Origin of the sequence: Nocardioides acrostichi (genome assembly GCF_015319165.1) — a bacterium.
Classification (GTDB): domain Bacteria; phylum Actinomycetota; class Actinomycetes; order Propionibacteriales; family Nocardioidaceae; genus Nocardioides; species Nocardioides acrostichi.
Genome location: NZ_JADIVZ010000014.1, coordinates 65,630 through 86,866, shown reverse-complemented (window position 1 = coordinate 86,866; position 21,237 = coordinate 65,630). Strand labels below are relative to the sequence as shown.

Here is a 21,237-nt window from a genome sequence, read left to right as displayed (position 1 = left end):
CAGGAGGCTACAGCCGGCGGTTGGCCAGCGACGGATTGGTGCGCCGCGCCCGGGCCACGACCTCGGGGTCGATCTCGGCACGCACGACGGTCGCGTCGTCCCCCGCCTCGGCGAGCACGTCGCCCAGCGGGTCGACCACCATCGAGTGACCCGTGTAGCGGGGCGCGGGCTGACCGGCGGCGGCCACGAACACGGTGTTCTCGATCGCCCGGGCGCGCAGCAGCGTGCGCCAGTGGTCGACCTTGCGCTCGCCCGCGACCCACGCGGCAGGCACGACGATGAGATCGGCGCCCGCGTCGACCAGCGCCCGAGCGTGCTCGGGGAAGCGCAGGTCGTAGCAGGTCATCAGCCCGATCGTGAACGCTCCCCACGCGCCGTCGAGCCGGACCGTGACGGGGGTGAGCGACCCGGCCGTGAGCCGGTCGGACTCGCGGTAGCCGAACGAGTCGTAGAGGTGGATCTTGCGGTACTCCGCGGCGACCCGGCCGCGCACCAGCACCGTGTTGAACGGTCGCTCGGCGTCTGGACCCGCCTCGAACATGCCGGCGACCACGGCGCAGCCACGAGCCGACGCCACGTCGCTGACCTCGGTGCCGAACGGGCCGTCCACCGGCTCCGCGAACGCGCTCACGTCCGACCCCGCCTCGCCGAAGTCGCGGGCGAACGCCTCCGGGAGCACCACCAGGTCGGCGTCGGCGGGCACCAGCGACGCCAGCCGACCCCGGTTCTCGACCGGGTCGAGACCGGACGCCGCCTGCACCAGTGCGATCCGCAGCACACTCATCCCTCCACTGTGCCAGTCCCGTCGCCGGGCGCTCGACCGGCTGCCAGACTGGAGGGGTGAGTGGGAGCCAGGCGAGCGAGAGCGGCACGGGCACCGACTTCAGTGCCGTGGTGCTGGCCGGCGGCACCGCAGCCCGGCTCGACGGCGCCGACAAGGCCTTGGTCGAGTACCGCGGACGACGACTGGTCGAGCACGCCCTCGACGCGCTGCTCGATGCCCGCGAGGTCGTGGTGGTGGGCGACCCCACCCCGCTCGAGCGCCCGGTCACGTTCACCCGTGAGGATCCGCGCCACGGCGGCCCCGTCGCCGGACTGCTCACCGGGCGCGACGCGCTGCTGCGCCACACCACGCTGGTGGCGGTCGTCGCGGTCGACATGCCTCACCTGACCCCCGCGACCTGGCGCCGGCTGCGGGTTGCGGTCGAGGGCCACGACGGCGCCCGGTTGGTCGACGGCCGGGGCCGGCACCCGCTGGCGTTCGTCGTCCGCACCGATCGGTTGGACGCCGTGCGCCCCGACCACGAGGAGCAGCACGGCATGGCCGTGCACGAGTTGCTGACGCGGCTCGACCTGGCCGACGTGCCGAGCCAGGACGACGAGCACCGCGACATCGACACCTGGGCCGACCTGACCCGCGGGTGAATCCCCGGCCCGGTCATGGCGGCAGGTCCGGCGACCTGGCACGCTGGCCGATGTGAACCTGCACGACTGGATCGACGAGCTCTGCGACGTGCTCGACATCGACGCCGAGGTCGACGAGGGGCTCGTCCTCGACCTCGCCAAGCTGGCCGCCCACCAGGTGGCGCGCCCCGCGGCCCCGCTCACGGCGTTCCTGCTCGGGTACGCCGCGGGCGAGGCGGGCGGCGCCCCCGAGGTCGTCGAGGAGCTGGCCGACCGAGCGAAGGCGCTCGCGGAGAGCTGGGACCAGCCCGCCGACACGCGCGGCGAGAACCTCTCCGGTGACGACCTGCCCGAGCTCGAGGATCTCGACGACGACACGATCGATCACGAGAGCGAGGAGGAGTAGCCCGTGCGCGCAGTCATCGCCGACGGAGCCGGCGGACCCGAGATCCTGAGCGTGGGCGAGGTGCCCACGCCCGAGCCCGGTGCCGGTGAGGTGCTGGTGCGGGTCGCGGCAGCCGGGTTGAACCGGGCCGACCTGCTCCAACGCCAGGGCTTCTACCCGCCCCCGCCCGGCGCCTCGGAGACCATCGGCATGGAGTGCTCCGGCACCATCGAGGAGCTCGGCGACGGCGCCGAGGGGTGGTCCGTCGGCGACCAGGTGACCTGCCTGCTGGCCGGCGGGGGCTACGCCGAGTCGGTCGCCGTCCCGATCGGGCAGGTGATGCCGGTGCCCGACGGCGTCGATCTGGTCACCGCCGCCGCACTCCCCGAAGTGGCGGCCACCGTGTGGTCGAACCTCATCATGGTCGCCGGCATGAGCGAGGGTGACTCGTTGCTCGTGCACGGCGGCGCCGGCGGCATCGGCAGCTTCGCCATCCAGTTCGCGACCGCGCGCGGCATCCGCGTGCTCACGACCGGCGGCACCCCGGCCAAGCTCGAGTTCTGCCGCGAGCTCGGCGCCGACGCCGCCATCGACTACCACGAGCAGGACTTCGTCGAGGAGGTGAAGGCGCTCACCGAGGGCCGCGGCGTCGACGTCGTGCTCGACAACATGGGTGCCAAGTACCTCGCCCGCAACATCTCGGTCCTCGCCGACGGCGGTCGGCTGGTCGTCATCGGCATGCAGGGCGGCGCCAAGGCCGAGCTCGACATCGCCTCGCTGCTCCAGAAGCGGCGCTCGGTCACGGCCACCGCACTGCGCTCACGCCCGGTGGCGGGCAAGAGCGAGATCTGCCGCGGCGTGGTCGAGGACGTCTGGCCGCTCGTCGGCCGGGGCCGGATCCGCCCCATCGTCGAGACGGTCATGCCGCTCGACGACGTACGTGCCGCGCACGAGCTGATGGAAGCCGGCTCGCACACCGGCAAGATCCTGCTCACCCCCTGACCCCTCAGCCTGGATCGACCGAAAGGTCGGCGTCGCGAGCCTCACCAGGCGGTTGCGATGGCAACGCGCCCGTCGCGAAGGCGGGCCGGCGGGCCGTCGAGCGGCGGCAACGCAGCCAGCGCGCCCGGATGGTGGCGCGCAGCAGGCGAGATGCGGTGGATCCAGGCTCAGGAGTCGCGCCCTAGGGTGGGCGTCATGTCCGAGCAGCAGACCCCCCAGCCCCCGGCCGACGACTCGCAGGTGGTGATCGTCGGCCCCGACGGCACCCCGCTCGGCACCATGCCGGCGGCCGCCGCGATGGCGATGGCCGCTGCGAGCCGGGGCGGCGACGGTGACGACGCCGACCGGGACGACGCCGAGCGCAGCATCACCGAGTTGGTGGAGCAGCCGGCGAAGGTGATGCGGATCGGCAGCATGATCCGTCAGCTGCTCGAGGAGGTGAAGGCCGCGCCGCTCGACGAGGCCAGCCGCCAGCGCCTCAAGGAGATCCACCAGGCCTCGATCACGGAGCTCGAGGCCGGACTCGCCCCCGAGCTGGTCGAGGAACTGGAGCGGCTCTCGCTGCCGTTCACCGACGAGGGCACGCCCTCGGAGGGCGAGCTGCGCATCGCCCAGGCCCAGCTCGTCGGCTGGCTCGAAGGGCTCTTCCACGGCATCCAGACCGCGATCTACGCCCAGCAGATGGCCGCCCGCGCACAGTTCGAGCAGATGCGTCGCGGTCTGCCTGCGGGGATGCCGCACCCCGAGGCCGGCCCGGATGCCGACGTCCGGCCCGGGCCACAGCAGGGCGGCCAACACGGCGGCATGTACCTCTGACCCCACTGGTGGTCGAGCGGCGAGCGCCAGCGAGGCTCAGCCCCGACGCCCCAGCCGACGGGTGACCACCAGTCCCAAGAGACCGACGAGCACGAGCGCGACGCCCGGGGCGGCAGCACGGCTCAGCGTGCTCGGCGGGTCGACCGGGAGGGCCTCGAAGGCGGCCTTGGTCTCGCTGGTGGGCTCCGGCGACACCGGTGTGCCGAGCAGGCGTCGAGCCCGCTCGTCACGGGCGTCGGTCTCGAGCTTGGTGCCGCCGTTGCCGGTGGCGATCAGTTGCGGCGAGTCTCCCTCGGACTCCTTGACCACGAACAGGTAGCTCTTGCCGACGTTGAGCCGCCCCAGGTTGCAGGTGTCGCGCACCGAGCGCGTGGTGAGAACCTGCTCGTCGGCCTCGATGGTGACTCGCGCGGCCTTGTAGACCAGGTCGACCTCGACCTCGTGGGTGAGCTCCTGGCCGATGTCGGAGCCCGACGCGTCGGCCACGTGCACCGCGGTCACCTTGCCGGTGAACACCGCGGTCGCGTTGCGCATCTGGGTGGCGAAACCCGGCACCTGGCACTGTGCGTCGCGCGGTACCGCGGCGACCGGGTCGAGGGCGCCCGCACCGAGCAGGCCGGCGCTCGCGGTGCCCGCGAGGGCCAGACCGGCGGCGAGGCGGCGCGGGCGGGCTGGGTGGGTCACGCAGCCATGAGACCAGATCACAGGTCGAAGAGCCTAGCCAGGACGCGAGCCACGCCGTCGTCGTCGTGGCCCGGCGCGCCGTAGCTGGCCTGCGCCCGCACCTCCGGGTGGGCGTCGGCCATGGCGTACGACGCGCCCGCCCAGGCCAGCATCGGCAGGTCGTTGGGCATGTCACCGAACGCGATCACCTCGTGGGCGCCGATGCCGCGCTCGGAGCACAGCATCGCCAAGGTGGTGGCCTTCGTGACGTCGGGGGCACTGATCTCCAGCAGCGGGAAGCTCGAGTGCGTCACCGTGACCCGGTCGCCGACCAGATCGCGCGCCGTCGCCACGAGGGCGTCGGGGTCCGCGCCGTCGAGCCGGCCCAGCAGCTTGAGCGCGCCCCCGGCAGCGATGCCACCCGGAGCCACCATCTCGTCGACGGACGCCGTGACGAGCGGTTCCCAGCCGCGGCGCGCGTCGGCGGTGTGCGCCGGATAGACACGGTCGGTCGCCCAGCCCGCGACGATCTCGAGGGCGAAAGACAGCCCGGGGAGGCCGGCGCCCAGCGCGGCGGCCGTCTCGGCCACGACGTCGGGGGCGATGCCGCGCTCGAGCACGGGGCGGTCGTGGGCGACGTCCCACACCAGGGCGCCGTTCGAGACGATCGCCAGACCGTGACTGCCGACGTGCTCGAACACCTCGCGCGTCCAGCGCAGCGGGCGTCCGGTCACGAACACCACGGGCACGTCGCGCTCGTCGAGGGCGTCGAGCACCTCCCGGGTGTAGGGCGAGATCGACCCGTCGCTACGCACGAGGGTGCCGTCGAGGTCGGTGGCCACGAGACGGGGCGCTGCGTGCAAGACGTCCATCGCCGCACAGCCTGACAGAACAGCCTGACCGAACAGCCGGCAGCACGGCCCGGCAGCACGGCGCCTGAGACACTGTGGCCGTGACGGTGCTCATCACACGCGAACGCCCGGACGCTCCCGACATCACGGTGCTGCTCACCGAGCACCTCGCCGACATGTACGCCGTCACGCCGGCCGAGAGCGTGCACGCACTCGACGTCACTGCGCTCCTGGCGCCGGAGATCGGTTTCTGGGTGGCGCGCGAGCACGGGGTGGCGCTGGGCTGCGTGGCCCTCAGCCGGCTCGATGCCGACCACGGCGAGCTGAAGTCGATGCGGACCCGCGCCGAGGCCCGTGGCCGCGGCGTGGGTCGAGCCCTGCTGGCTGCCGTGCTCGACGCCGCCCGCGACCAAGGGCTGGCTCGCGTGTCGCTCGAGACGGGCGTGGAGCCGTTCTTCGAGCCGGCGCGCCGGCTCTATCGATCCCACGGGTTCGTCGACTGCTTGCCGTTCGCCGGCTACCGGGAGGATCCGCTCAGCGTGTTCCTGACTCTGTCACTTGACCCGTCACTGGACCCGTCACTGGACCCGTCACTGGACGCGGCGACGGACGCGCCATGACCAGGCACCCCTCGTCGTCACTGCCGCGCAGCGAGGTGAAGCCGGCCTTCGCCAGCACCCGCAGGCTGGCCCGGTTGTCGGGCAGCACGCTCGCCCGCACCCCGGCGCCGGCCGCCCCCGCGGCGTCGGCCATCGCCATCAGCGCCTCCGTGGCGAATCCGTAGCCCCACGCCTCGCGCACCAGGCCGTAGCCGACCTGCACCTCGGGCTGGCCGTCGGCCCCGGGCAGGGGCGGTCCGAAGAACCCGATCGAGCCGAGAGCCGTGCTGCCGCGCACGATGCTGCGCGGCCCCCACGGGTCGGCGTCGTGCCAGAGGGTCGAGGCGTCGACATCGTCGCGCCGCGGGAAGTCGGGGTGCCACTGCGGACGGCGCCGTCCGGCTCTCATGTCGGCCACCTCGTCGGCACTCCACAGCGCCAGCGTGAGCCGCGACGTGGCGATCGAGGCGGGCAGCGAGGCGGGAGCGGAGTCGGGCGCGGTCAGAAGTACCGCCCGAGCTCGGCGGCGGCGCCGTCGTCGTCGACGCTGCCGGTGACCACGTCGGCCGCCGCCCGCACCTCGTCGATGGCCTGGCCCATGCAGACCGAGCGACCGGCCCAGGCGAACATCTCCAGGTCGTTGCGGCCGTCGCCGATGGCGAGCGCGTCCTCGGCGTCGACACCCAGGGCCGCGGCCACGTGCGCCAGGCCCGAGGCCTTCGAGACGCCCACGGGCGTGAGGTCGAGCCAGGCCGTCCAACCGACCACGTAGTCGGTGCCGTGCAGCCCCAGCCGGTCGGTGAGGGAGACGAAGTCGTCGGCCGTGGCGCCGGGGTCGCGCACGATGACACGGCTGACCGGCTCGGCCACGAGATCCTCGATGCTCGTGATGGTCATCTCGCCACTCAGCTCGCCGGGCGGGAACTCAGCGGTGAGCCGGTAGCCCCGGCCGCGATCCTCGACCGCGACGGCGGCCTCCGGATGCTCCCGGAGCACCGCCCGCACTGCGACGCTGGCATCGAAGGTCTCCTCGTGCACCACCTCGGTGGGCGGGTATCGCACCAGCACCGCACCGTTGGCGGCCACGATCCACAGCCGGGTCGGCTCGCCGCCGGCGTCGCGCAGGTCCAGCAGGTCGGCGATGGGCGTCATGCCGTGCGGGCTCCGCCCGCTGGCCAGGACGACGTGCGCCCCGGCCGCGTGCGCGCGACGCACGGCGTCGAGCACGGGCGCGGTGATCTCCTCGCGCGGGGTGACGTCGTCGACCCAGCGCACCAGGGTGCCGTCGATGTCGAGCGCGACGAGCTTCGGCGTCCAGCCCTGTGGCGGCTGCGCCCCGGGTCTCACCCCCTGGCTCACGCGTTCACCGGCTTCAGCACCTCGTCGCCGCCGAGGTAGGGCCGCAGCCTCTCGGGCACCCGCACCGAGCCGTCGGCCTGCTGATGGGTCTCGAGCAGCGCGATGATCGGCCGGTTGGTCGAGCACAGCGTCCCGTTGAGGGTGGCCACGGGTGTGTTGCCGTCCTCACCCCGCATGCGGATGTCGAGACGTCGTGCCTGGAAGTCGGTGCAGTTCGAGGTCGAGGTGAGCTCGCGGTAGCGCTCCTGGCTCGGGATCCAGGCCTCGCAGTCGAACTTGCGGTAGGCCGAGAGCCCGAGGTCGCCTGCGGCGACGTCGATCACCCGGTAGGCGATCTCGAGGGCGTCGAGGAACTCCCGCTCCCAGGCCAGGAGCCGCTCGTGCTCGGCGTAGGACTCCTCGAGCGTGGTGTAGACGAACATCTCGACCTTGTCGAACCAGTGCACCCGGAAGATGCCGCGGGTGTCCTTGCCGTGGCTGCCGGCCTCCTTGCGGAAGCACGGACTGAACGCGGCGTAGCGCAGCGGGAAGGTGTCGGCGTCGAGGATCTCATCGGAGTGGAAGGCCGCCATCGGCACCTCCGAGGTGCCGACGAGGTAGAGGTCTTGGCCCTCGATGCGGTAGACGTCGTCGGCGGCCTGGCCGAGGAAGCCCGTGCCCTCCATGGCGCGCGGCTTGACCAGCGAGGGCGGCACGACCTCGGTGAACCCGTTGGCGTGGGCCATGTCCATCGCCATGTTCACCAGCGCGCGGTGCAGCCGGGCTCCGGCCCCGGTGAAGAAGTAGAAGCGCGAGCCCGACACCTTCGCGCCGCGCTCGAGGTCGATCGCGCCGAGCAGCTGCCCCAGCTCGACGTGATCGCGCGGGGCGAACCCCTCGGCGGCGAAGTCGCGCGGGGTGCCGACGTGCTCGATGACGGTGAAGTCCTCCTCGCCGCCGGCCGGGGTCTCGGGTGCGGTGAGGTTCGGCATGGCCTTGAGGGCGTCGTCCCAGGCTCGCGCGGCGACGGCCTGCGCGGCGTCGGCCTCCTTGACCTCGGCGGCGAGCGTCCTGGTGCGGGCGAGCAGGGCCTGCTTCTCCTCACCCTGCGCCTGCGCGACCTGCTTGCCCATCGCCTTCTGCTCGGCGCGCTTGGACTCGAACTCGGTGATCGCGGCGCGCCGGGCGGCGTCGGCGGCCAGGGAACTGTCGACGACGTCGGCGGAGAGGCCGCGCTTGGTGAGCGAGGCACGCACGCGGTCGGGGTCGTCACGCAGGATCCTGGGGTCGATCATGGGTTCAGGCTAGTGGCCACCGCCCACAGCGCTCACCCGAGTTCCCGGGCGGGTGGTGCGGGTGTGGAAACCTACTGTCGTGCTCGACCGCCCACGCTCCGTCCTGCTCGCCTGGGGCCTCGCCTGTTGGACGGCGCTGGCCGGGCTCGGCGTGGCGGTCGTGCAGGGGTGGGGTGCCCTCACCTCGCTCGATGTCAGATCGGACGACGGGCCCTCGGATGCCTGGGTCGCGCGTCATCCGTGGTCCTACGACACCCTTCGCTGGATCGAGCTCACCTTCGGCACCGTCGGGATGACCGCGCTCGTGGTGCTCACCGCCATACTGCTGCTCGCCCGTCGTCACCGGCGCGCGGCCACGCTCACGATCGCGGTGCCACTCGCGACGTCCCTGGTGACCACGGCGCTCAAGGTCTTCGTCGGCCGCGAGCGGCCGCCGTGGCAGGATCCCGACGGCTTCCTGCACTCCGCTTCGTTCCCCAGCGGGCACGCCTCGTCGTCAGCCGCCTTCGGCGGCATGCTCGTGGTGCTGGTGATCATGCTCGTACGCCGCGCCGAGCTGCGTCGGCTCGCCTACGCGGCCATCTCGCTCGCCGTCCTGCTCATCTGTCTCGACCGGATCCTGCTCGGCCGCCACTACGCCTCCGACGTCGTGGCCGGTGTGCTGCTCGGTGCCGGCATGGTGCTGGTCGGGGTCGCGGTCTACTCGCCCCTGCCGAAGAGTCATGCCATCAAGTCCCAGCCCCTACCGGAGGCCCTGCCGACCACGCGCTCCCTGGCGGTCGTGCTGAACCCGATCAAGGTCGAGAGCGTCGAGACGTTCCAGCAGACCGTCACGACGATGGCCCGGGAAGCGGGGTGGAGCGACCCGACCTGGCACCTCACGACCGTCGAGGATCCCGGCACCGGCATGGCCGCCGCAGCGTCGGTCGAGGGGGCCGACCTGGTGCTCGTGTGTGGCGGAGACGGCACGGTGCGCGAGGTGTGCGCCGAGCTGGCCGGCACCGGCATCCCCGTGGGCATCGTGCCGGCCGGCACCGGCAACCTGCTCGCCCGCAACCTCGACGTCCCGCTCTACCTGCGCGCCGCGATCGACGTCGCGCTGTCGGGCCAGGACCAGGCAATCGACATGGTCGAGGTGAGCGGTGACGGCGTGCCCGCAAACACCCACTTCATGGTGATGGCCGGTCTGGGCTTCGACGCCGCGATCATGGAGGGCGTCAACGAGGACATCAAGAAGCGGGTCGGCTGGCTGGCCTACGTGCTCTCGGCGCTCAAGGCTTTGATGTACCCCGCGATGAAGGTCGAGGTGTCGGTCGACGACGGCCCGTTCACCCCCCACCGCGCCCGCACGGTCGTCGTGGGCAACGTGGGCTACCTCCAGGCCGGCATGCCACTGCTGCCCGACGCCGCGATCGACGACGGTCAGCTCGACGTCGTCATGCTCTTCCCGCGGCGGTTCCTCTCCTGGATCCCCCTGGCGTTCCGGGTGTTGGCCCGGCGCCCCCAGAGCGACGAGCTGGTGAACCGGATGACCGGCCGCACGGTCGTCGTGCGCACCTCCCACGACGTGCCGCGCCAGCTCGACGGCGACTCCATCGGCCTCGGACGCGAGCTGCGCATGACGTGCGTGCACGGGCGGCTGCTCGTGCGCGTGCCCCGCTGAGCGCCGTCGCCCCCGCTCACGTCCCGCCGCCACCGCCCGGGCCGCTCGGATCCTCGGCTCCCACCTGAGCGCGGCTCTTCCACACGACGTACAGCGACGCCGCCCACATGAGGTAGAGCAGGACGCCCACCACGCACGCCAACGCGACCTTCTCGCTCGTGCCGAGGCTCCCGAGATCGCCGCTCACGTAGGGGTAGACGACCGCCCCCAGCAGCAGGGTTCTCACGGCGTTGCCGAGCAGCACCCGGCCGAGCCGCATGTCCGGCGGGCGACGCCGCCAGGGTCGCCCCGTACTCACCCGCCGCAGCCTAGAGGTGGGCGGTGGAGGAGTCAGCCGGCCGGCGGGGTGGGGCCGTGGGGCACGAAGTCCTTCTGCCGGATGAGCACCAGGCACAGCACGCCGGTCGCGAAGGCGAGCACGGCGGCGATGACGATGATGTGGTTGAGGGCATCGACGACCGCGCTCGTGCCGAGGTCGCTGATGAGCGCCATGGCCTGGCTGCCGGCGTCCGCTCCCCCCGCCTGGGCCGCCTGCCGACCGGCCACCTCGGAGGCCACCTCGACCTGGCCGCCGGCGAGCATCTGGGTCAGCGGGTCGAGCGCCTGCGCGGGAACCTGGCCGGTCAGCTTGTCGGTGACCTGGCTCGTGACCTGATTGGCGAACAGCGAACCGAGGGTGGCGATGCCGGTGGCGATGCCGACCTGACGGAAGGTCGAGTTCACGCCGGAGGCCATGCCGGAGCGGTCGGGGGTGACCACGCCGACGGCCGTCGAGGCCAGCGGCGGGTTGATCATGCCGATGCCGACGCCAGCGACCGTGAGACCGGGGATGAGGTGGGTCCACGAGGAGTCGTCCTGGATGCCGTAGAGCAGCACCATCCCGACGCCCAGCACGAGGAAGCCCGGGCCGATGAGCCATCTGGTGGGCACCTTCTCGGTGAGCCGCCCTGCCGCGGCAGCGGCGAAGAACGAGGCACCGGAGAGGAACAGCAGTCGGACGCCGGTGCCCACGGCGGAGTAGCCGAGCACGTTCTGCACGTAGATCACGAGGTAGGTGAGCAGCGAGAAGATCGATGCGCTGACGCCGAACGCGGCGAAGAGGCCCCCCACGAACGTGGGCTTGCGCAGCAGCCCGAGGTCGAACATCGGGTCGCGTGCCTTGAATTGCCACAGCACGAAGACGACGAGCAGCACGACGGCGGCGGCCAGACTGTAGACGACGCGGTCGTCTCCCCAGCCGCGCTGTGGCTCGCCGGCCTCGATGAGTCCGAAGACCAAGGCCCCGAGCGCGGCACTGAAGCTGATGAACCCGAACCAGTCCGGCCGCCCGGCGCGCGGGTCGTGCGACTCCTGCACGCGGGTCAACGTGATGGCCAGGGCCACGAGGCAGATCGGGATGTTCACGAAGAAGATCCAGCGCCAGGACAGTCCGCTGGTGAGCACGCCGCCGAGCACGGGGCCGATGGCCACGGCCACACCGGTGGTGGCGCCGAACGCGCCGAACGCGATGCCGCGGTCGCGGCCGGTGAACGCGCTGGCCAGGAGGGCGAGCGCCGTGGCGAACATGGCGGCGCCGCCGATGCCCTGGAAGGCACGCGAGATCGAGAGGAACGTGATGTCCTGTGCGGCGCCGCAGGCGATCGAGCCGAGGGTGAAGAGCACGATGCCGATCGCGAACAGCTTGCGTCGTCCGAAGAGGTCCGCCAGGGAGCCGGCGGTCAGCAGCAGCGCGGCCAGACTCAGGGCGTAGGCGTCGATCACCCACTGCAGATCCGACAGCGAGGCGTCGAGCTTGGTCTGGATGTCAGGCAGCGCGACGTTCACGATCGTGATGTCGAGCAGCAGCATGAACACGCCGGTGCAGACCGCGGCGAGCGTCCACCACTTCGGGTCGCGCCGGGAAGCGTGCTCGGCGGAGTGGCTGGCGGAGTGGGGGGCGTGGTGCGGGGCCGCGTGGCTCACGGTGGCTCCTCTCGGACGGAACCCGTCCGAATAGTCACGGACTGAACTATTCCATCCGGTACGGTACTCAAGGACGGGAGATCGTCAAGTCCTGAACGGTTCGAGGAGGGGACGACGTGAGCACGAGCGGCGACGACCAGCGCGCCGTCTTGCTACCCGTCCTCGGCCGACTGCCGGGGCACCTGCTGTGGCGGGCCCATGCCCGCTCGCTCGCCGTCATGGCCGAGGTGTTGCCCCCCGACATCGACCTGCACGCCCACGCCGTACTGCTGGCCCTGGACGACGGCGCGCCACGCTCGCAGCGCGAGCTGGCCGACCTGGTGGTCGTCAGCCGCACCTCGATGACCGCCACGGCCCGGGTGCTCGACGAATGCGGACTGGTCCGCCGCGAACGCAACCCCGCCGACCGCCGCTCCTACGCCCTGACCCTCACCGAGGCGGGGCGTAGGGCCCGGCAGGCCTGGCAACCGCACGTGCAGCGACTCGACGCCGCCCTCACCCGAGGCCTGAGCGCTCAGGAGACCGACGAGCTGCGTGGCCTGCTCCGGCGGGCGGCCGCGAGCGACCTGGCTCCCGATACCCCCGCCCCGCTACGCGACAGCGTGGGCTTCTTGGTCAGCCGCCTCAAGTTCCGCGCCCACCGGCTCTTCTCCACCGCGCTGCGCTCACACGGCATCGAGCCGCAGCACTTCGCCACGCTGGCCGCGGTGCGCGAGCTCGGACCCGTGCCGCAGAGCGAGCTGGCTCGCGCCATCGGCATGTCGCCCCCCAGCATCGTGCTCATCGCCGACGAGCTGGGCGAACGCGGCCTCCTGACCCGCGAACGGCTCGCGGCCGATCGTCGCACCCAGATGCTGCATCTCTCCGAGAGCGCGGGGCCGCTGCTCGACCACGCCCTGGGGCTCGCCGCCGACCTGGGCGCCGAGGCCCTGGCTCCCCTCGACAGCGACGAGATCGCCCGTCTCGTCGTCCTGCTCCGGCGCCTGGTCACCCGCTGACCCCGCGCCTCACAGCGTTCGCTGAAAACTCGTGACGGGTGACGTGAAAACTCGTGACGGGTCACGTGAAAACTCGTGACGGGTCACGCGAAAACTCGTGACGGGTCACGCGAAAACTCGTGACGGGTCAGCGGTGGGGGCGGGCGCCCTCGATCGCCTCGGACTCCTCGGGCGAGAGCTGCTGCTCGCTGGCCCAGGCGGTGACCGACTTGGCGTACGTGCGAGCCTCGGAGCGGCCGTGGATCGAGGTGAGGACGACACCGTGTCCGCCGTCGTCGAGGAGCGCCAGCGACCAGGAGAGGTGACCTCCCATGTCGCCGAACGCGTCGTAGCGCACCAGAGCCACGTGCCGCAGCGCGTCACGCGCCTCCGCCCGCAGGGCGGCGACCTCCTGCCGCAGACCGAGCACGTCCTCGGGCAACGGTTCGTCGGTGCCACGACGGTCGGCCCGGGAGCCGCGCAGGAGATAGACCGCGACGCCGAGCGCAACAAGCGCCACGACGAGCGCGAGGGCCGCCAGCAGGGTCACGAACGGACCCTATGAAAAGTTCCGCCTCAGCAGGCCAGCGACCCGCCGGACGCGTCGCGCTTGCGGCGCAGAACGGCCATCGGATCCTCGCCCACCTGGTGCAGGTGCTCGAAGCGCTCGGCGAGTTCGGCGATGGCGCGCTCGTGGGACTCCACCCGCGGGCCGTCGCTGGACTCGGCCTCGTGCCAGGACGACAGCAGTACTGCTTGCAACGCGTTGCGTAACGTCAACTCGTTGACGACGACGTCATAGCGCGTGTCGTCAGTGGCCGTGAACTCCAGCCGCTTGGCGTCTCGTCGGTAGGTGACCGACCCCGCCGAACAGCGCTCGAGTTCCTGCTCAAGATCCCAATACATCATCGATCAACTGACCCCCCGGTGTTGTCACGGTGCACTCCAGAAGGCGGGGCGAGCGGTCCGTTTCGGCCGCCGCAGCCGCACGAGTGAACACCCGTACGGGGGTGCTCATACCCGCTGCAGTAGCGCCCAAACCCCGTGCCTGCCGCGGTGACCCAGCCCACACCCTGCGACCCGCCCCGGCGCTGACGTAGGTTCCACCCTGTGCCTGATCCCGACGCGCCCCACGCGGCCCGGCTGTCGGCCGACGTGGGCTTCGCACGAGTGGACCTCGATCGGGCGGCACGCACGGGCGATCCCGAGGTCGTCTTCGGTCAGGGCAAGACGCCCGAGCAGATCGTTCGGATTCTCCGCACGCTGCACGAGGCGCACCCCGACCACGCCGTGCTGGCGACCCGGCTCGACGAGGCGGCACTCGACCTGGTGCGCCGCGAGCTACCCGAGGCCGTCGCCCACGAGGCGGCACGCGCGGTGACGCTCGGCGCCTTGCCCACACCCGTCGGCGACGTGGTCGTCGTCAGCGCCGGAACCTCCGATGGCCCCGTGGCTGCCGAGGTCGCGCTCGTCGCCACCGTTCACGGGGCGGGTGTCCAGCAGGTCGAGGACGTCGGCGTGGCCGGGCTGCACCGTGTGCTCGCCGTGCGCGACCGGCTGGCCCGCGCCGACTGCCTCGTGGTCGTGGCCGGCATGGAGGGCGCCCTGCCCTCGGTCGTCGGCGGCCTGGTCGGCGTGCCGGTCGTCGCAGTGCCCACCAGCATCGGCTACGGCGCGTCCTTCGGCGGCCTCTCGGCGCTGCTCGGCATGCTCAACTCCTGCGCTCCGGGGGTCGTGGTGGTCAACATCGACAACGGGTACGGCGCCGGCGTGCACGCCGCGCGGGTAGCGCGTGCCGCCGGCCGCTCGCAGGGAGACCACGCGTGAGCGACGTCTGGGTCGACGCGTCGGCCGGTGCCTCCGGCGACATGCTGCTCGGCGCCCTGGTCGGGGCCGGGGTGCCGCTGGCCGTGCTCCAGTCGGCGGTCGACGCGGTGAGCCCCGAACCGGTCGGCCTGCGTGTCGAGGCCGTCACGCGTGCCGGGCTCGCCGCCACCCGGGTGCACGTCGAGGTCGCCGACTCGATCGCCCACCGCACCTGGGTCGAGGTGCGCGCCCTGTTGGAGGGCGCGCCACTCGAACCGGCCGTGCGAGAGCGCGCGCGGACCGTGTTCGCCGCCCTCGCCGAGGCCGAGGCCCACGTGCACGGCACCGCCGTCGACGACGTGGCCTTCCACGAGGTCGGGGCGCTGGACTCCCTCGCTGATGTCGTGGGGTGCAGCGCCGGCCTCGCACACCTGCTCGGCGACGAGGGGCGGCTGACCGTCAGCCCGATCGCGGTCGGCAGCGGACGCATCGCGTCGGCGCACGGATCGCTGCCGGTGCCCGTGCCGGCCGTCACGCGGCTGTTGCGCGGCGTCGCCACCTCCGCCGGGCCGGGCGAGGGTGAGCTGTGCACGCCCACCGGGGCCGCGCTGCTCGCGAACCTCGCCGACGATGTCGGACCCCAGCCCGCGATGGCCGTCTCGGACATCGGCACCGGCGCGGGGGCGCTTGACCCGGGCACGCACGCCAACGTCGTGCGGCTGCTCGTCGCGGGCACGCTCGACGCCGAGACGACCGCCACCGAGCTGGTGCTCGAGACCAATGTCGACGATCTCGACCCCCGGGTGTGGCCGCACGTGCTCGAGGCCCTGCTCGGCGCCGGCGCCGCCGACGCCTGGCTCACCCCCATCGTCATGAAGAAGGGACGGCCGGCCCACACCCTGGGCGTGCTGACCCGGCCCGAGCACGTCGAGGCCGTGCGCGCCGTGATCTGGCGCGAGACCTCGAGCATCGGGGTGCGCGAGCACGCGGTGACCAAGCGAGCGCTGCCGCGCGAGGAGGTCACGGTCGAGGTGGCCGGGCACCCCGTGCGGGTGAAGGTCTCGCGGGCCGGCGGACGGGTCGTCACCGCGCAGCCCGAGCACGACGACTGTGCTGCGGTGGCGAGCGCCACCGGGTGGCCGATCCGGCACGTGATCGACGCTGCGCGGGTGAGCTCGCGCCCTAGGGTGGAGCCATGAGCGACGCCTCGCAGAGCCCCCACCACGCCGGATCTCCTGCTCCGCACGGTGCCGACTCCGAGGTGGGCCGGCTGCGTACCGTGATGCTGCACCGTCCCGGCCCGGAGTTGCAGCGACTCACGCCTCGCAACAACGACCGGCTGCTCTTCGACGGCATCCCGTGGGTGGCCCGGGCGCAGGAGGAGCACGACGCGTTCGCCGAGGCGCTGCGGGCGCGCGACGTCGAGGTGCTTTATCTGACCGAGCTGCTGGCCCAGACCCTGGAGTCCGAGGGCGCCCGCAACCAGGCCATCACCCGGGCCCTGGCCGGGCTGCACCTCGGCGACACGCTGCGCGACTACCTGGCCCGGTTCCTGCGTGAGGCCTCGCCCGCCGAGCTGACGACGTACCTCACCGCAGGCATCCGCAACGACGAGGTGCGCGGCGGATTCGGGCTGGTCACCTCGCTACTCGATCCGCACGACTTCCTGGTCGACCCGTTGCCGAACCTGCTGTTCACCCGTGACTCCAGTGTGTGGGTGCGAGACCGCGCGGCCGTCACGTCGCTCGCGATGCCCGCTCGGGCGCGTGAGACCCAGCTGACCCAGCTCATCTACGCCGAGCACCCGCGCTTCCAGGGCACCCGCACGATCCACGGCTGGCACTCCGAGCACGTCGAGGGGGGCGACGTGCTGTTGCTCGCGCCCGGCGTCGTCGCCGTGGGTGTGGGCGAGCGCACGACGCCCGCCGGCGTCGAGCGTTTCGCCCGGCAGGTGTTCCACGCCGACCTCGCGCACACCGTGCTCGCCGTCCCGATCACGCAGGAGCGGGCGACGATGCACCTCGACACCATCTGCACCCTGGTCGACGTCGACAAGGTCGTGATGTACCCGAACGTCGCCGACACCCTCGTGGCGCACACGGTGACCCTCGACGAGGCCGCCAGCGACGACACCGGGCTCACACTCTCGGTCACCGGCGCCGAACCGTTCCTCGAGGCCGCGGCCCGGGCCATGGGCATCGACCGGCTGCACCAGATCGACACCGGCCTCGACCCCGTCACGGCCGAACGCGAGCAGTGGGACGACGGCAACAACACCCTCGCACTGGCCCCGCGGGTGGCGGTCGCCTACGAGCGCAACGACCAGACCAACGACCGTCTCGAGCAGGCCGGCATCGAGGTCGTGCGCATCGCCGGCTCCGAGCTCGGCTCCGGACGCGGCGGCCCGCGCTGCATGAGCTGCCCCGTCGCCCGCGATCCGCTCGACGCCGCTGGATCGGCCTGACCACCCCGCCAGACGTCGTCCGGGCGGTACGGTGTCGCCGGGAGCACCAGCGCGCACTCGAAAGGCAGCACATGGCCACCTCGTTCTTCGACTCCTTCTCGCCCCGGGAGATCGCCAAGATCAGCTCGGCGGGCACCCGCGTCACCCTGCCCGAGGGCTGGGCACCGATCTCGGAGCGCACCGGCGCCGACAAGGCCTACGTGATCCTCTCCGGCACCGTCTCGGTGCGGCAGCACGGCAAGGAGGTCGCCCAGCTCGGCGAGGGCGACATCATGGGCGAGGCGGCGATCCTCAACCACTCGCTGCGCACCGCGAGCATCGTGGCGCTCACGCCGCTGGAGCTCATCCACTTCACGCCCGATGCCCTGAACAAGCTCGCGGTCGAGCTTCCCGGCTTCGGCGAGGCGCTGGAGAAGGTCGCGCGCGACCGGTTCGGTGACTCCTCGAAGTGACGCCGACCCGGCGGCCGACCCCGCCGCGTCGTCCGGCCTCGGCGAGGTGCTGCCGATGGTCGAGGAGTTTCTGCTCGGCGAACGCCCGCACCTGACCCGCCTCGAGGTCAACGACCTCGCCGGGGTTCCCCAGGAGGAGGGTTTCGAGCTCTGGCGCCTGCTGGGCTTCCCCCAGACCTCCGACGACGACGAGGCCTTCACCGACGCCGACGTCGAGGCGCTGCGCCAGGCCTCCGACCTCGCCCGCCTCGGTGTGCTCGACGACAGTTCGCGCGCGGCACTGGTGCGCACCTGGGGCCGGTCGTTCGCGCGGCTCGCCGAGTGGCAGACCACGCTGCTGGCCGACCTCGCGACGTCGGCTCCCGACGGCGCCGGCGAGGGCGAGGCGGCCGAGCGGCTGGTCACGTTGGCCGCCGAGATCCTGCCGCGCATCGACAGCCTCCAAAGCTACGTGTGGCGCCGTCACCTCGCGAGTGCTGCCAACCGACTGTTCACGTCGGGCGATCTCGGGTCGGGCGGCCCTCCCGCCGAAGTGCACCAGGCGGTGTGCTTCTGCGACATCGTCGGCTTCACGTCGCGCTCCAAGGAGCTCGACGACGCCGAGCTCGTCGCCTGGTTGGAGACCTTCGAGGACGCCTCGACGGCGCTCATCGTCGAGCACGGCGGCCGGGTGATCAAGAACATCGGCGACGAGGTGCTCTTCGTCGTCGACGCCCCGGCGGCGGCTGCTCGCATCGCGCTGGCTCTGGTGGCCCGCGGTGAGGACGACGACGACGAGTTCCCGCGGGTCCGTGCAGGGGTGGCCTACGGCGAGGTCGTGGCGCGGCTCGGCGATGTGTTCGGCCCGACGGTCAACATCGCGGCTCGGCTCACCTCGGTGGCGCGGCCCGGGACCGTGCTCGTCGACGACGGTATGCACGAGGCGTTGGCGGGTGAGGCCTCCGACGAGGAGACCGGACACGACCGGGAAACCGAGACCCCGGCCTACCGGTGGCGCCGACTGCACCGCACCCCGGTGAAGGGCTACTCCCGCCTGCGGCCGTGGTCGCTGCGCGAGCCGCGCTGAGGCGTCGCATCGTGGGCGTCGAACGGCCCGGCCGCTCCTGACGGGGGAAACAGCAACGGCCGAGCACGACAGACGATACGCCCCGGGGGATCATCGGCCAACCGGCGGGGAATGCCCGTTCATCAAGATGACGGGGGCCCGCCGAGCGGCGGCAACGCAACCGGTGCGTCCCGGCGGCGGCGCTTTGCCCGTGGAGAATCGGTTGGATCCGGCTGAGGTCTGACTGCGAGACTCCGCTGCGTGGATCTCCTGCGCCGACTGCGCGACCGGCTACTCACCGACGACCCGCTCGTGCGGGCGATGGCCTACCAGTCGGTGCTGTCGGCATTCGGCGAGGGCGCGTTCCTCACGGGGTCGGCGTTCTACTTCACTCGCATCGTGGGGCTCAGCGCGACCCAGGTCGGGCTCGGTCTCACCATCGCAGGCGTCGTGACCTTCGCCTTCTCGGTGCCGTTGGGCAAGCTCGCCGACCGTGTCGGCACCCGGCGTACCTGGGTGCTGGGCAGCCTGCTCGAGGCGCTGCTGTTCGGCTCGTGGCTGTTGGTCGGTGGGTTCGCCGGCTACGTCGCGGTCACCATCGCCCTCGAGCTCGCCCAGACCTGGATGCGAGCGGGTCGCAACGCCTACCGCTTCGCGGTCTTCCCGCGAGAGACGCGAGTGCGTTCGCTGGCCTACATGCGTGCCGCCCGCAACGTCGGGTACACGCTCGGTGCCGCCGCCGGGGGTCTCGCGCTCGCCGCACCCAGCGACGGGGTCATGCGCAGCGTGCCGGTGGTCACGGCCGTGCTGTTGCTGCTCAACACGGTGCTCGTGACGAGACTGCCGCGCCTTCCCGCCGAGGAGCGAGCGGCGCCGGCAACACCGCTGGAGGCAGCGACGTCGCGCGGACGGCGTCCACGTGATCCGCGCGCCGCGCTGCGCAACCGCCCGTTCGTGCTGGCGACCGCGCTCGACGGCGTGCTGGGCACCCACCAGGTGCTGCTCAACGTGGTGATCCCGCTGTGGCTGGTGCAGGAGACCGACGCTCCCCCGGTGCTGCTGGCCTGGTTGTTCGGCACCAACACCGTGCTGGCGGTGGGCCTGCAGGTGGCGGCCGCCCGTGGCGTCAGCGACGTCGCCAGCTCGATGCGGGCGGAGTACCGGGGAGCCGCCTGCTTCGTGCTCTCCTGCCTGGTCGTGCTCGTCACCCACGACACCGTCGGCTGGGTGACGATCGCGCTGGTGTGGTTCGGTCACGTCACCGTCACCGGGGCCGAGCTGTTCCAATCGGCCGGCCAGTGGGGTCTCCAGGCCGAGCTCTCCGACCCCGAACGACGCGGGGAGTACCAGGGCGTGGCCGGCCTCGGCTACACCCTCGGCACCGTGTGGGCACCCGCGGTCTACACCTTCCTGGCCGTGCGCCACGGGGCGGTCGGCTGGCTGGTCGTGGCCGGCATCGTGGTGCTGGCGGCTGTGGGCCTGGGTCCGACCGCTCGTGCCGCCGAGCGGCACCTGATGCGCGTGACGGGTGGGCTCGGCGAGCCGTCGGCTACTGCCGCAGGGTGACCTGACGGTTGGCGAGCCCACTGCGAGCCGACCGCTCCTCGGAGCTGAGGTCGGACTCGTCGGCCAGGGCTGCCGCGAGGTCGGCCCCGAACTGCGCCGCCGGAGCCTCGAGAGCCTCGGCCCCGGTGCCGACCGGGAGATCCCAGACCGGCGTGAGCAGGCCGTGCGCACGGAACATCCCCACGAAGCGGGAGCCCGGCACCAGCACGTCCTTGCCCGCTACGTGCAGCCGGGCGAGGGCCGTGAGCAGGGCGTCCTCGGGCTCGGGCATGACCCAGCGCAGGTGCTCCTTGCTGCCCACGTGGGTCCAGTAGGCGGCCTCGACCTCGGTGAGGCGAGCGGTCGGCGCCGCCGCCTCGTTGGCCTGGTCGAGCGCGCCGGCCAGACCCTCGGTGTCGTCGACGTCGGCGACCCAGTAGTCGAAGCCCTCGTGCACCGTGACGGGCAGCGGGGCGTCGGCGACCAGATCCTGGAGGCGAGGGCCCTCGCCGGGGTCGCTGGTGAGTCCGATGATGCCGCTCTCCCCCGCCTCGGCGGCCGCCACCGCCTTCTCGAGCACCGCACCCAGATCTCGCGATGGATCCCCGAAGCCGTGTTGCACCTGGAGACCGAGCCAGATCGCGCCCGACTCGCGCACCATCGCCGGAGCCGCCATCGGCAGCAAGGTGCACAGCAGCACCTCGCGGTCGGCGTCCTGCTTCAGCGTGAGCGGTGCGGTGCCCGCGGGCACCAGCTCGCGCAGCGCGACGAGGTCGCACTCGCCGGGCAGGCCCTCGAAGGGGCGCGCCACGAAGGCGGCCACCGCGCCGCCGGGGGCACCGTGGCAGGCCTTGTAGCGCTTGCCCGAGCCACACGGGCAGGGCTGACGCGGGCCGACCGCACCGGGCTCGGCAGGGGTCGACCGCGCGGCGTTGCGGGCCTTGGTCCGGGACTTCTTCGCCATGCGGGC

24 protein-coding genes are annotated in these 21,237 nt (G+C 72.3%); 13 read left to right on the top strand and 11 right to left on the bottom strand.

Annotated elements, in window-relative coordinates; translation table 11 throughout:
• Window positions 1-7: 7 nt before the first annotated feature.
• Window positions 8-784, bottom strand: coding sequence for a carbon-nitrogen hydrolase family protein (locus tag ISG29_RS18850; protein WP_194504996.1), 777 nt, complete (start codon window positions 782-784; stop codon window positions 8-10).
• 56 nt (window positions 785-840) lie between these two features.
• Here ISG29_RS18850 and mobA point away from each other — a divergent pair, with 56 nt between their 5' ends.
• From mobA to ISG29_RS18830, 4 genes are all read left to right on the top strand, one after another.
• Window positions 841-1,425 carry a molybdenum cofactor guanylyltransferase gene (gene mobA, locus ISG29_RS18845; protein ID WP_194504995.1) on the top strand — a complete coding sequence of 195 codons (585 nt, stop codon included), beginning with the start codon at window positions 841-843 and terminating at the stop codon, window positions 1,423-1,425.
• 52 nt (window positions 1,426-1,477) lie between these two features.
• Window positions 1,478-1,810, top strand: coding sequence for a DUF6457 domain-containing protein (locus ISG29_RS18840; RefSeq protein WP_194504994.1), 333 nt, complete (start codon window positions 1,478-1,480; stop codon window positions 1,808-1,810).
• Window positions 1,811-1,813: 3 nt separating this feature from the next.
• Window positions 1,814-2,791 carry an NAD(P)H-quinone oxidoreductase gene (locus ISG29_RS18835; protein WP_194504993.1) on the top strand — a complete coding sequence of 326 codons (978 nt, stop codon included), beginning with the start codon at window positions 1,814-1,816 and terminating at the stop codon, window positions 2,789-2,791.
• Between the two features lie 195 nt (window positions 2,792-2,986).
• Window positions 2,987-3,607 carry a bacterial proteasome activator family protein gene (locus ISG29_RS18830; RefSeq protein WP_328829848.1) on the top strand — a complete coding sequence of 207 codons (621 nt, stop codon included), beginning with the start codon at window positions 2,987-2,989 and terminating at the stop codon, window positions 3,605-3,607.
• 36 nt (window positions 3,608-3,643) lie between these two features.
• On the opposite strand, the gene ISG29_RS18825 is transcribed toward ISG29_RS18830, so the two are convergent.
• Both ISG29_RS18825 and ISG29_RS18820 read right to left on the bottom strand, forming a co-directional pair.
• A complete protein-coding gene (locus tag ISG29_RS18825; protein WP_194504992.1) occupies window positions 3,644-4,291 on the bottom strand; it encodes a hypothetical protein in 648 nt (215 codons plus the stop codon).
• Window positions 4,292-4,308: 17 nt separating this feature from the next.
• On the bottom strand, window positions 4,309-5,142 hold the full coding sequence (locus ISG29_RS18820) for an HAD family hydrolase (RefSeq protein ID WP_194504991.1): 834 nt from the start codon (window positions 5,140-5,142) through the stop codon (window positions 4,309-4,311).
• An 80-nt stretch (window positions 5,143-5,222) separates the two neighbouring features.
• Here ISG29_RS18820 and ISG29_RS18815 point away from each other — a divergent pair, with 80 nt between their 5' ends.
• Entirely contained in the window at window positions 5,223-5,741 is a 519-nt protein-coding gene (locus ISG29_RS18815; protein ID WP_328829845.1) for a GNAT family N-acetyltransferase, read from the top strand.
• Here the strand turns inward: ISG29_RS18815 and ISG29_RS18810 are convergent.
• From ISG29_RS18810 to serS, 3 genes are read right to left on the bottom strand one after another with little or no spacing between them, the layout of a single operon-like run.
• The gene (locus ISG29_RS18810) at window positions 5,656-6,162 is read right to left on the bottom strand and encodes a GNAT family N-acetyltransferase (RefSeq protein ID WP_268927792.1); all 507 of its coding nucleotides are present in this window, start codon (window positions 6,160-6,162) and stop codon (window positions 5,656-5,658) included. The two genes, ISG29_RS18815 and ISG29_RS18810, sit on opposite strands and share 86 nt — an antisense overlap.
• A 59-nt stretch (window positions 6,163-6,221) precedes the next feature.
• Window positions 6,222-7,079, bottom strand: coding sequence for an HAD family hydrolase (locus ISG29_RS18805; protein ID WP_328829843.1), 858 nt, complete (start codon window positions 7,077-7,079; stop codon window positions 6,222-6,224).
• Window positions 7,076-8,353 carry a serine--tRNA ligase gene (gene serS, locus ISG29_RS18800; protein WP_194504989.1) on the bottom strand — a complete coding sequence of 426 codons (1,278 nt, stop codon included), beginning with the start codon at window positions 8,351-8,353 and terminating at the stop codon, window positions 7,076-7,078. Before serS ends, ISG29_RS18805 begins: the two co-directional genes overlap by 4 nt.
• A 79-nt stretch (window positions 8,354-8,432) precedes the next feature.
• Between serS and ISG29_RS18795 the strand changes: the two genes are divergently transcribed.
• A complete protein-coding gene (locus ISG29_RS18795; RefSeq protein ID WP_328829840.1) occupies window positions 8,433-10,016 on the top strand; it encodes a diacylglycerol kinase family protein in 1,584 nt (527 codons plus the stop codon).
• 16 nt (window positions 10,017-10,032) lie between these two features.
• On the opposite strand, the gene ISG29_RS18790 is transcribed toward ISG29_RS18795, so the two are convergent.
• Both ISG29_RS18790 and ISG29_RS18785 read right to left on the bottom strand, forming a co-directional pair.
• Entirely contained in the window at window positions 10,033-10,314 is a 282-nt protein-coding gene (locus ISG29_RS18790; RefSeq protein WP_194504988.1) for a hypothetical protein, read from the bottom strand.
• Window positions 10,315-10,346: 32 nt separating this feature from the next.
• The gene (locus ISG29_RS18785; RefSeq protein WP_328829838.1) at window positions 10,347-11,978 is read right to left on the bottom strand and encodes an MFS transporter; all 1,632 of its coding nucleotides are present in this window, start codon (window positions 11,976-11,978) and stop codon (window positions 10,347-10,349) included.
• A 116-nt stretch (window positions 11,979-12,094) separates the two neighbouring features.
• Between ISG29_RS18785 and ISG29_RS18780 the strand changes: the two genes are divergently transcribed.
• Window positions 12,095-12,976: a MarR family winged helix-turn-helix transcriptional regulator gene (locus ISG29_RS18780; RefSeq protein ID WP_194504987.1), complete on the top strand. Its 882-nt coding sequence runs from the start codon at window positions 12,095-12,097 to the stop codon at window positions 12,974-12,976.
• A 127-nt stretch (window positions 12,977-13,103) separates the two neighbouring features.
• On the opposite strand, the gene ISG29_RS18775 is transcribed toward ISG29_RS18780, so the two are convergent.
• A complete protein-coding gene (locus tag ISG29_RS18775) occupies window positions 13,104-13,505 on the bottom strand; it encodes a DUF4446 family protein (RefSeq protein ID WP_328829835.1) in 402 nt (133 codons plus the stop codon).
• A 26-nt stretch (window positions 13,506-13,531) separates the two neighbouring features.
• Window positions 13,532-13,864: a hypothetical protein gene (locus ISG29_RS18770; RefSeq protein WP_194504986.1), complete on the bottom strand. Its 333-nt coding sequence runs from the start codon at window positions 13,862-13,864 to the stop codon at window positions 13,532-13,534.
• A 201-nt stretch (window positions 13,865-14,065) separates the two neighbouring features.
• On the opposite strand from ISG29_RS18770, the gene larB reads away from it, so the two are divergent.
• The 6 genes from larB (at window position 14,066) to ISG29_RS18740 (ending at window position 20,288) form a co-directional block, all read left to right on the top strand.
• On the top strand, window positions 14,066-14,782 hold the full coding sequence (gene larB / locus ISG29_RS18765; protein WP_194504985.1) for a nickel pincer cofactor biosynthesis protein LarB: 717 nt from the start codon (window positions 14,066-14,068) through the stop codon (window positions 14,780-14,782).
• A complete protein-coding gene (gene larC / locus ISG29_RS18760; RefSeq protein WP_194504984.1) occupies window positions 14,779-15,960 on the top strand; it encodes a nickel pincer cofactor biosynthesis protein LarC in 1,182 nt (393 codons plus the stop codon). Before larB ends, larC begins: the two co-directional genes overlap by 4 nt.
• Window positions 15,957-17,225: an arginine deiminase gene (locus tag ISG29_RS18755; RefSeq protein WP_194504983.1), complete on the top strand. Its 1,269-nt coding sequence runs from the start codon at window positions 15,957-15,959 to the stop codon at window positions 17,223-17,225. Before larC ends, ISG29_RS18755 begins: the two co-directional genes overlap by 4 nt.
• Before the next feature lie 71 nt (window positions 17,226-17,296).
• Window positions 17,297-17,677, top strand: coding sequence for a Crp/Fnr family transcriptional regulator (locus ISG29_RS18750; RefSeq protein ID WP_194504982.1), 381 nt, complete (start codon window positions 17,297-17,299; stop codon window positions 17,675-17,677).
• Complete coding sequence (locus tag ISG29_RS18745) at window positions 17,661-18,743, top strand: adenylate/guanylate cyclase domain-containing protein (protein WP_328829828.1); 1,083 nt, start codon at window positions 17,661-17,663, stop codon at window positions 18,741-18,743. The genes ISG29_RS18750 and ISG29_RS18745 overlap by 17 nt, the downstream gene beginning before the upstream one ends.
• A 240-nt stretch (window positions 18,744-18,983) precedes the next feature.
• On the top strand, window positions 18,984-20,288 hold the full coding sequence (locus tag ISG29_RS18740) for an MFS transporter (protein WP_328829826.1): 1,305 nt from the start codon (window positions 18,984-18,986) through the stop codon (window positions 20,286-20,288).
• Here the strand turns inward: ISG29_RS18740 and ISG29_RS18735 are convergent.
• On the bottom strand, window positions 20,272-21,231 hold the full coding sequence (locus ISG29_RS18735; RefSeq protein ID WP_194504981.1) for a DUF5926 family protein: 960 nt from the start codon (window positions 21,229-21,231) through the stop codon (window positions 20,272-20,274). The genes ISG29_RS18740 and ISG29_RS18735 overlap by 17 nt on opposite strands.
• Between the last annotated feature and the right edge of the window lie 6 nt (window positions 21,232-21,237).

Coding starts and splice junctions, on each gene's coding strand:
- ISG29_RS18770 (WP_194504986.1), bottom strand. CDS start 13,864: ATGATGTATTGGGATCTTGAGCAGGAACTCGAGCGCTGTTCGGCGGGG.
- ISG29_RS18820 (WP_194504991.1), bottom strand. CDS start 5,142: ATGGACGTCTTGCACGCAGCGCCCCGTCTCGTGGCCACCGACCTCGAC.
- ISG29_RS18850 (WP_194504996.1), bottom strand. CDS start 784: ATGAGTGTGCTGCGGATCGCACTGGTGCAGGCGGCGTCCGGTCTCGAC.
- ISG29_RS18735 (WP_194504981.1), bottom strand. CDS start 21,231: ATGGCGAAGAAGTCCCGGACCAAGGCCCGCAACGCCGCGCGGTCGACC.
- ISG29_RS18755 (WP_194504983.1), top strand. CDS start 15,957: ATGAGCGACGCCTCGCAGAGCCCCCACCACGCCGGATCTCCTGCTCCG.
- ISG29_RS18830 (WP_328829848.1), top strand. CDS start 2,987: ATGTCCGAGCAGCAGACCCCCCAGCCCCCGGCCGACGACTCGCAGGTG.
- ISG29_RS18750 (WP_194504982.1), top strand. CDS start 17,297: ATGGCCACCTCGTTCTTCGACTCCTTCTCGCCCCGGGAGATCGCCAAG.
- serS (WP_194504989.1), bottom strand. CDS start 8,353: ATGATCGACCCCAGGATCCTGCGTGACGACCCCGACCGCGTGCGTGCC.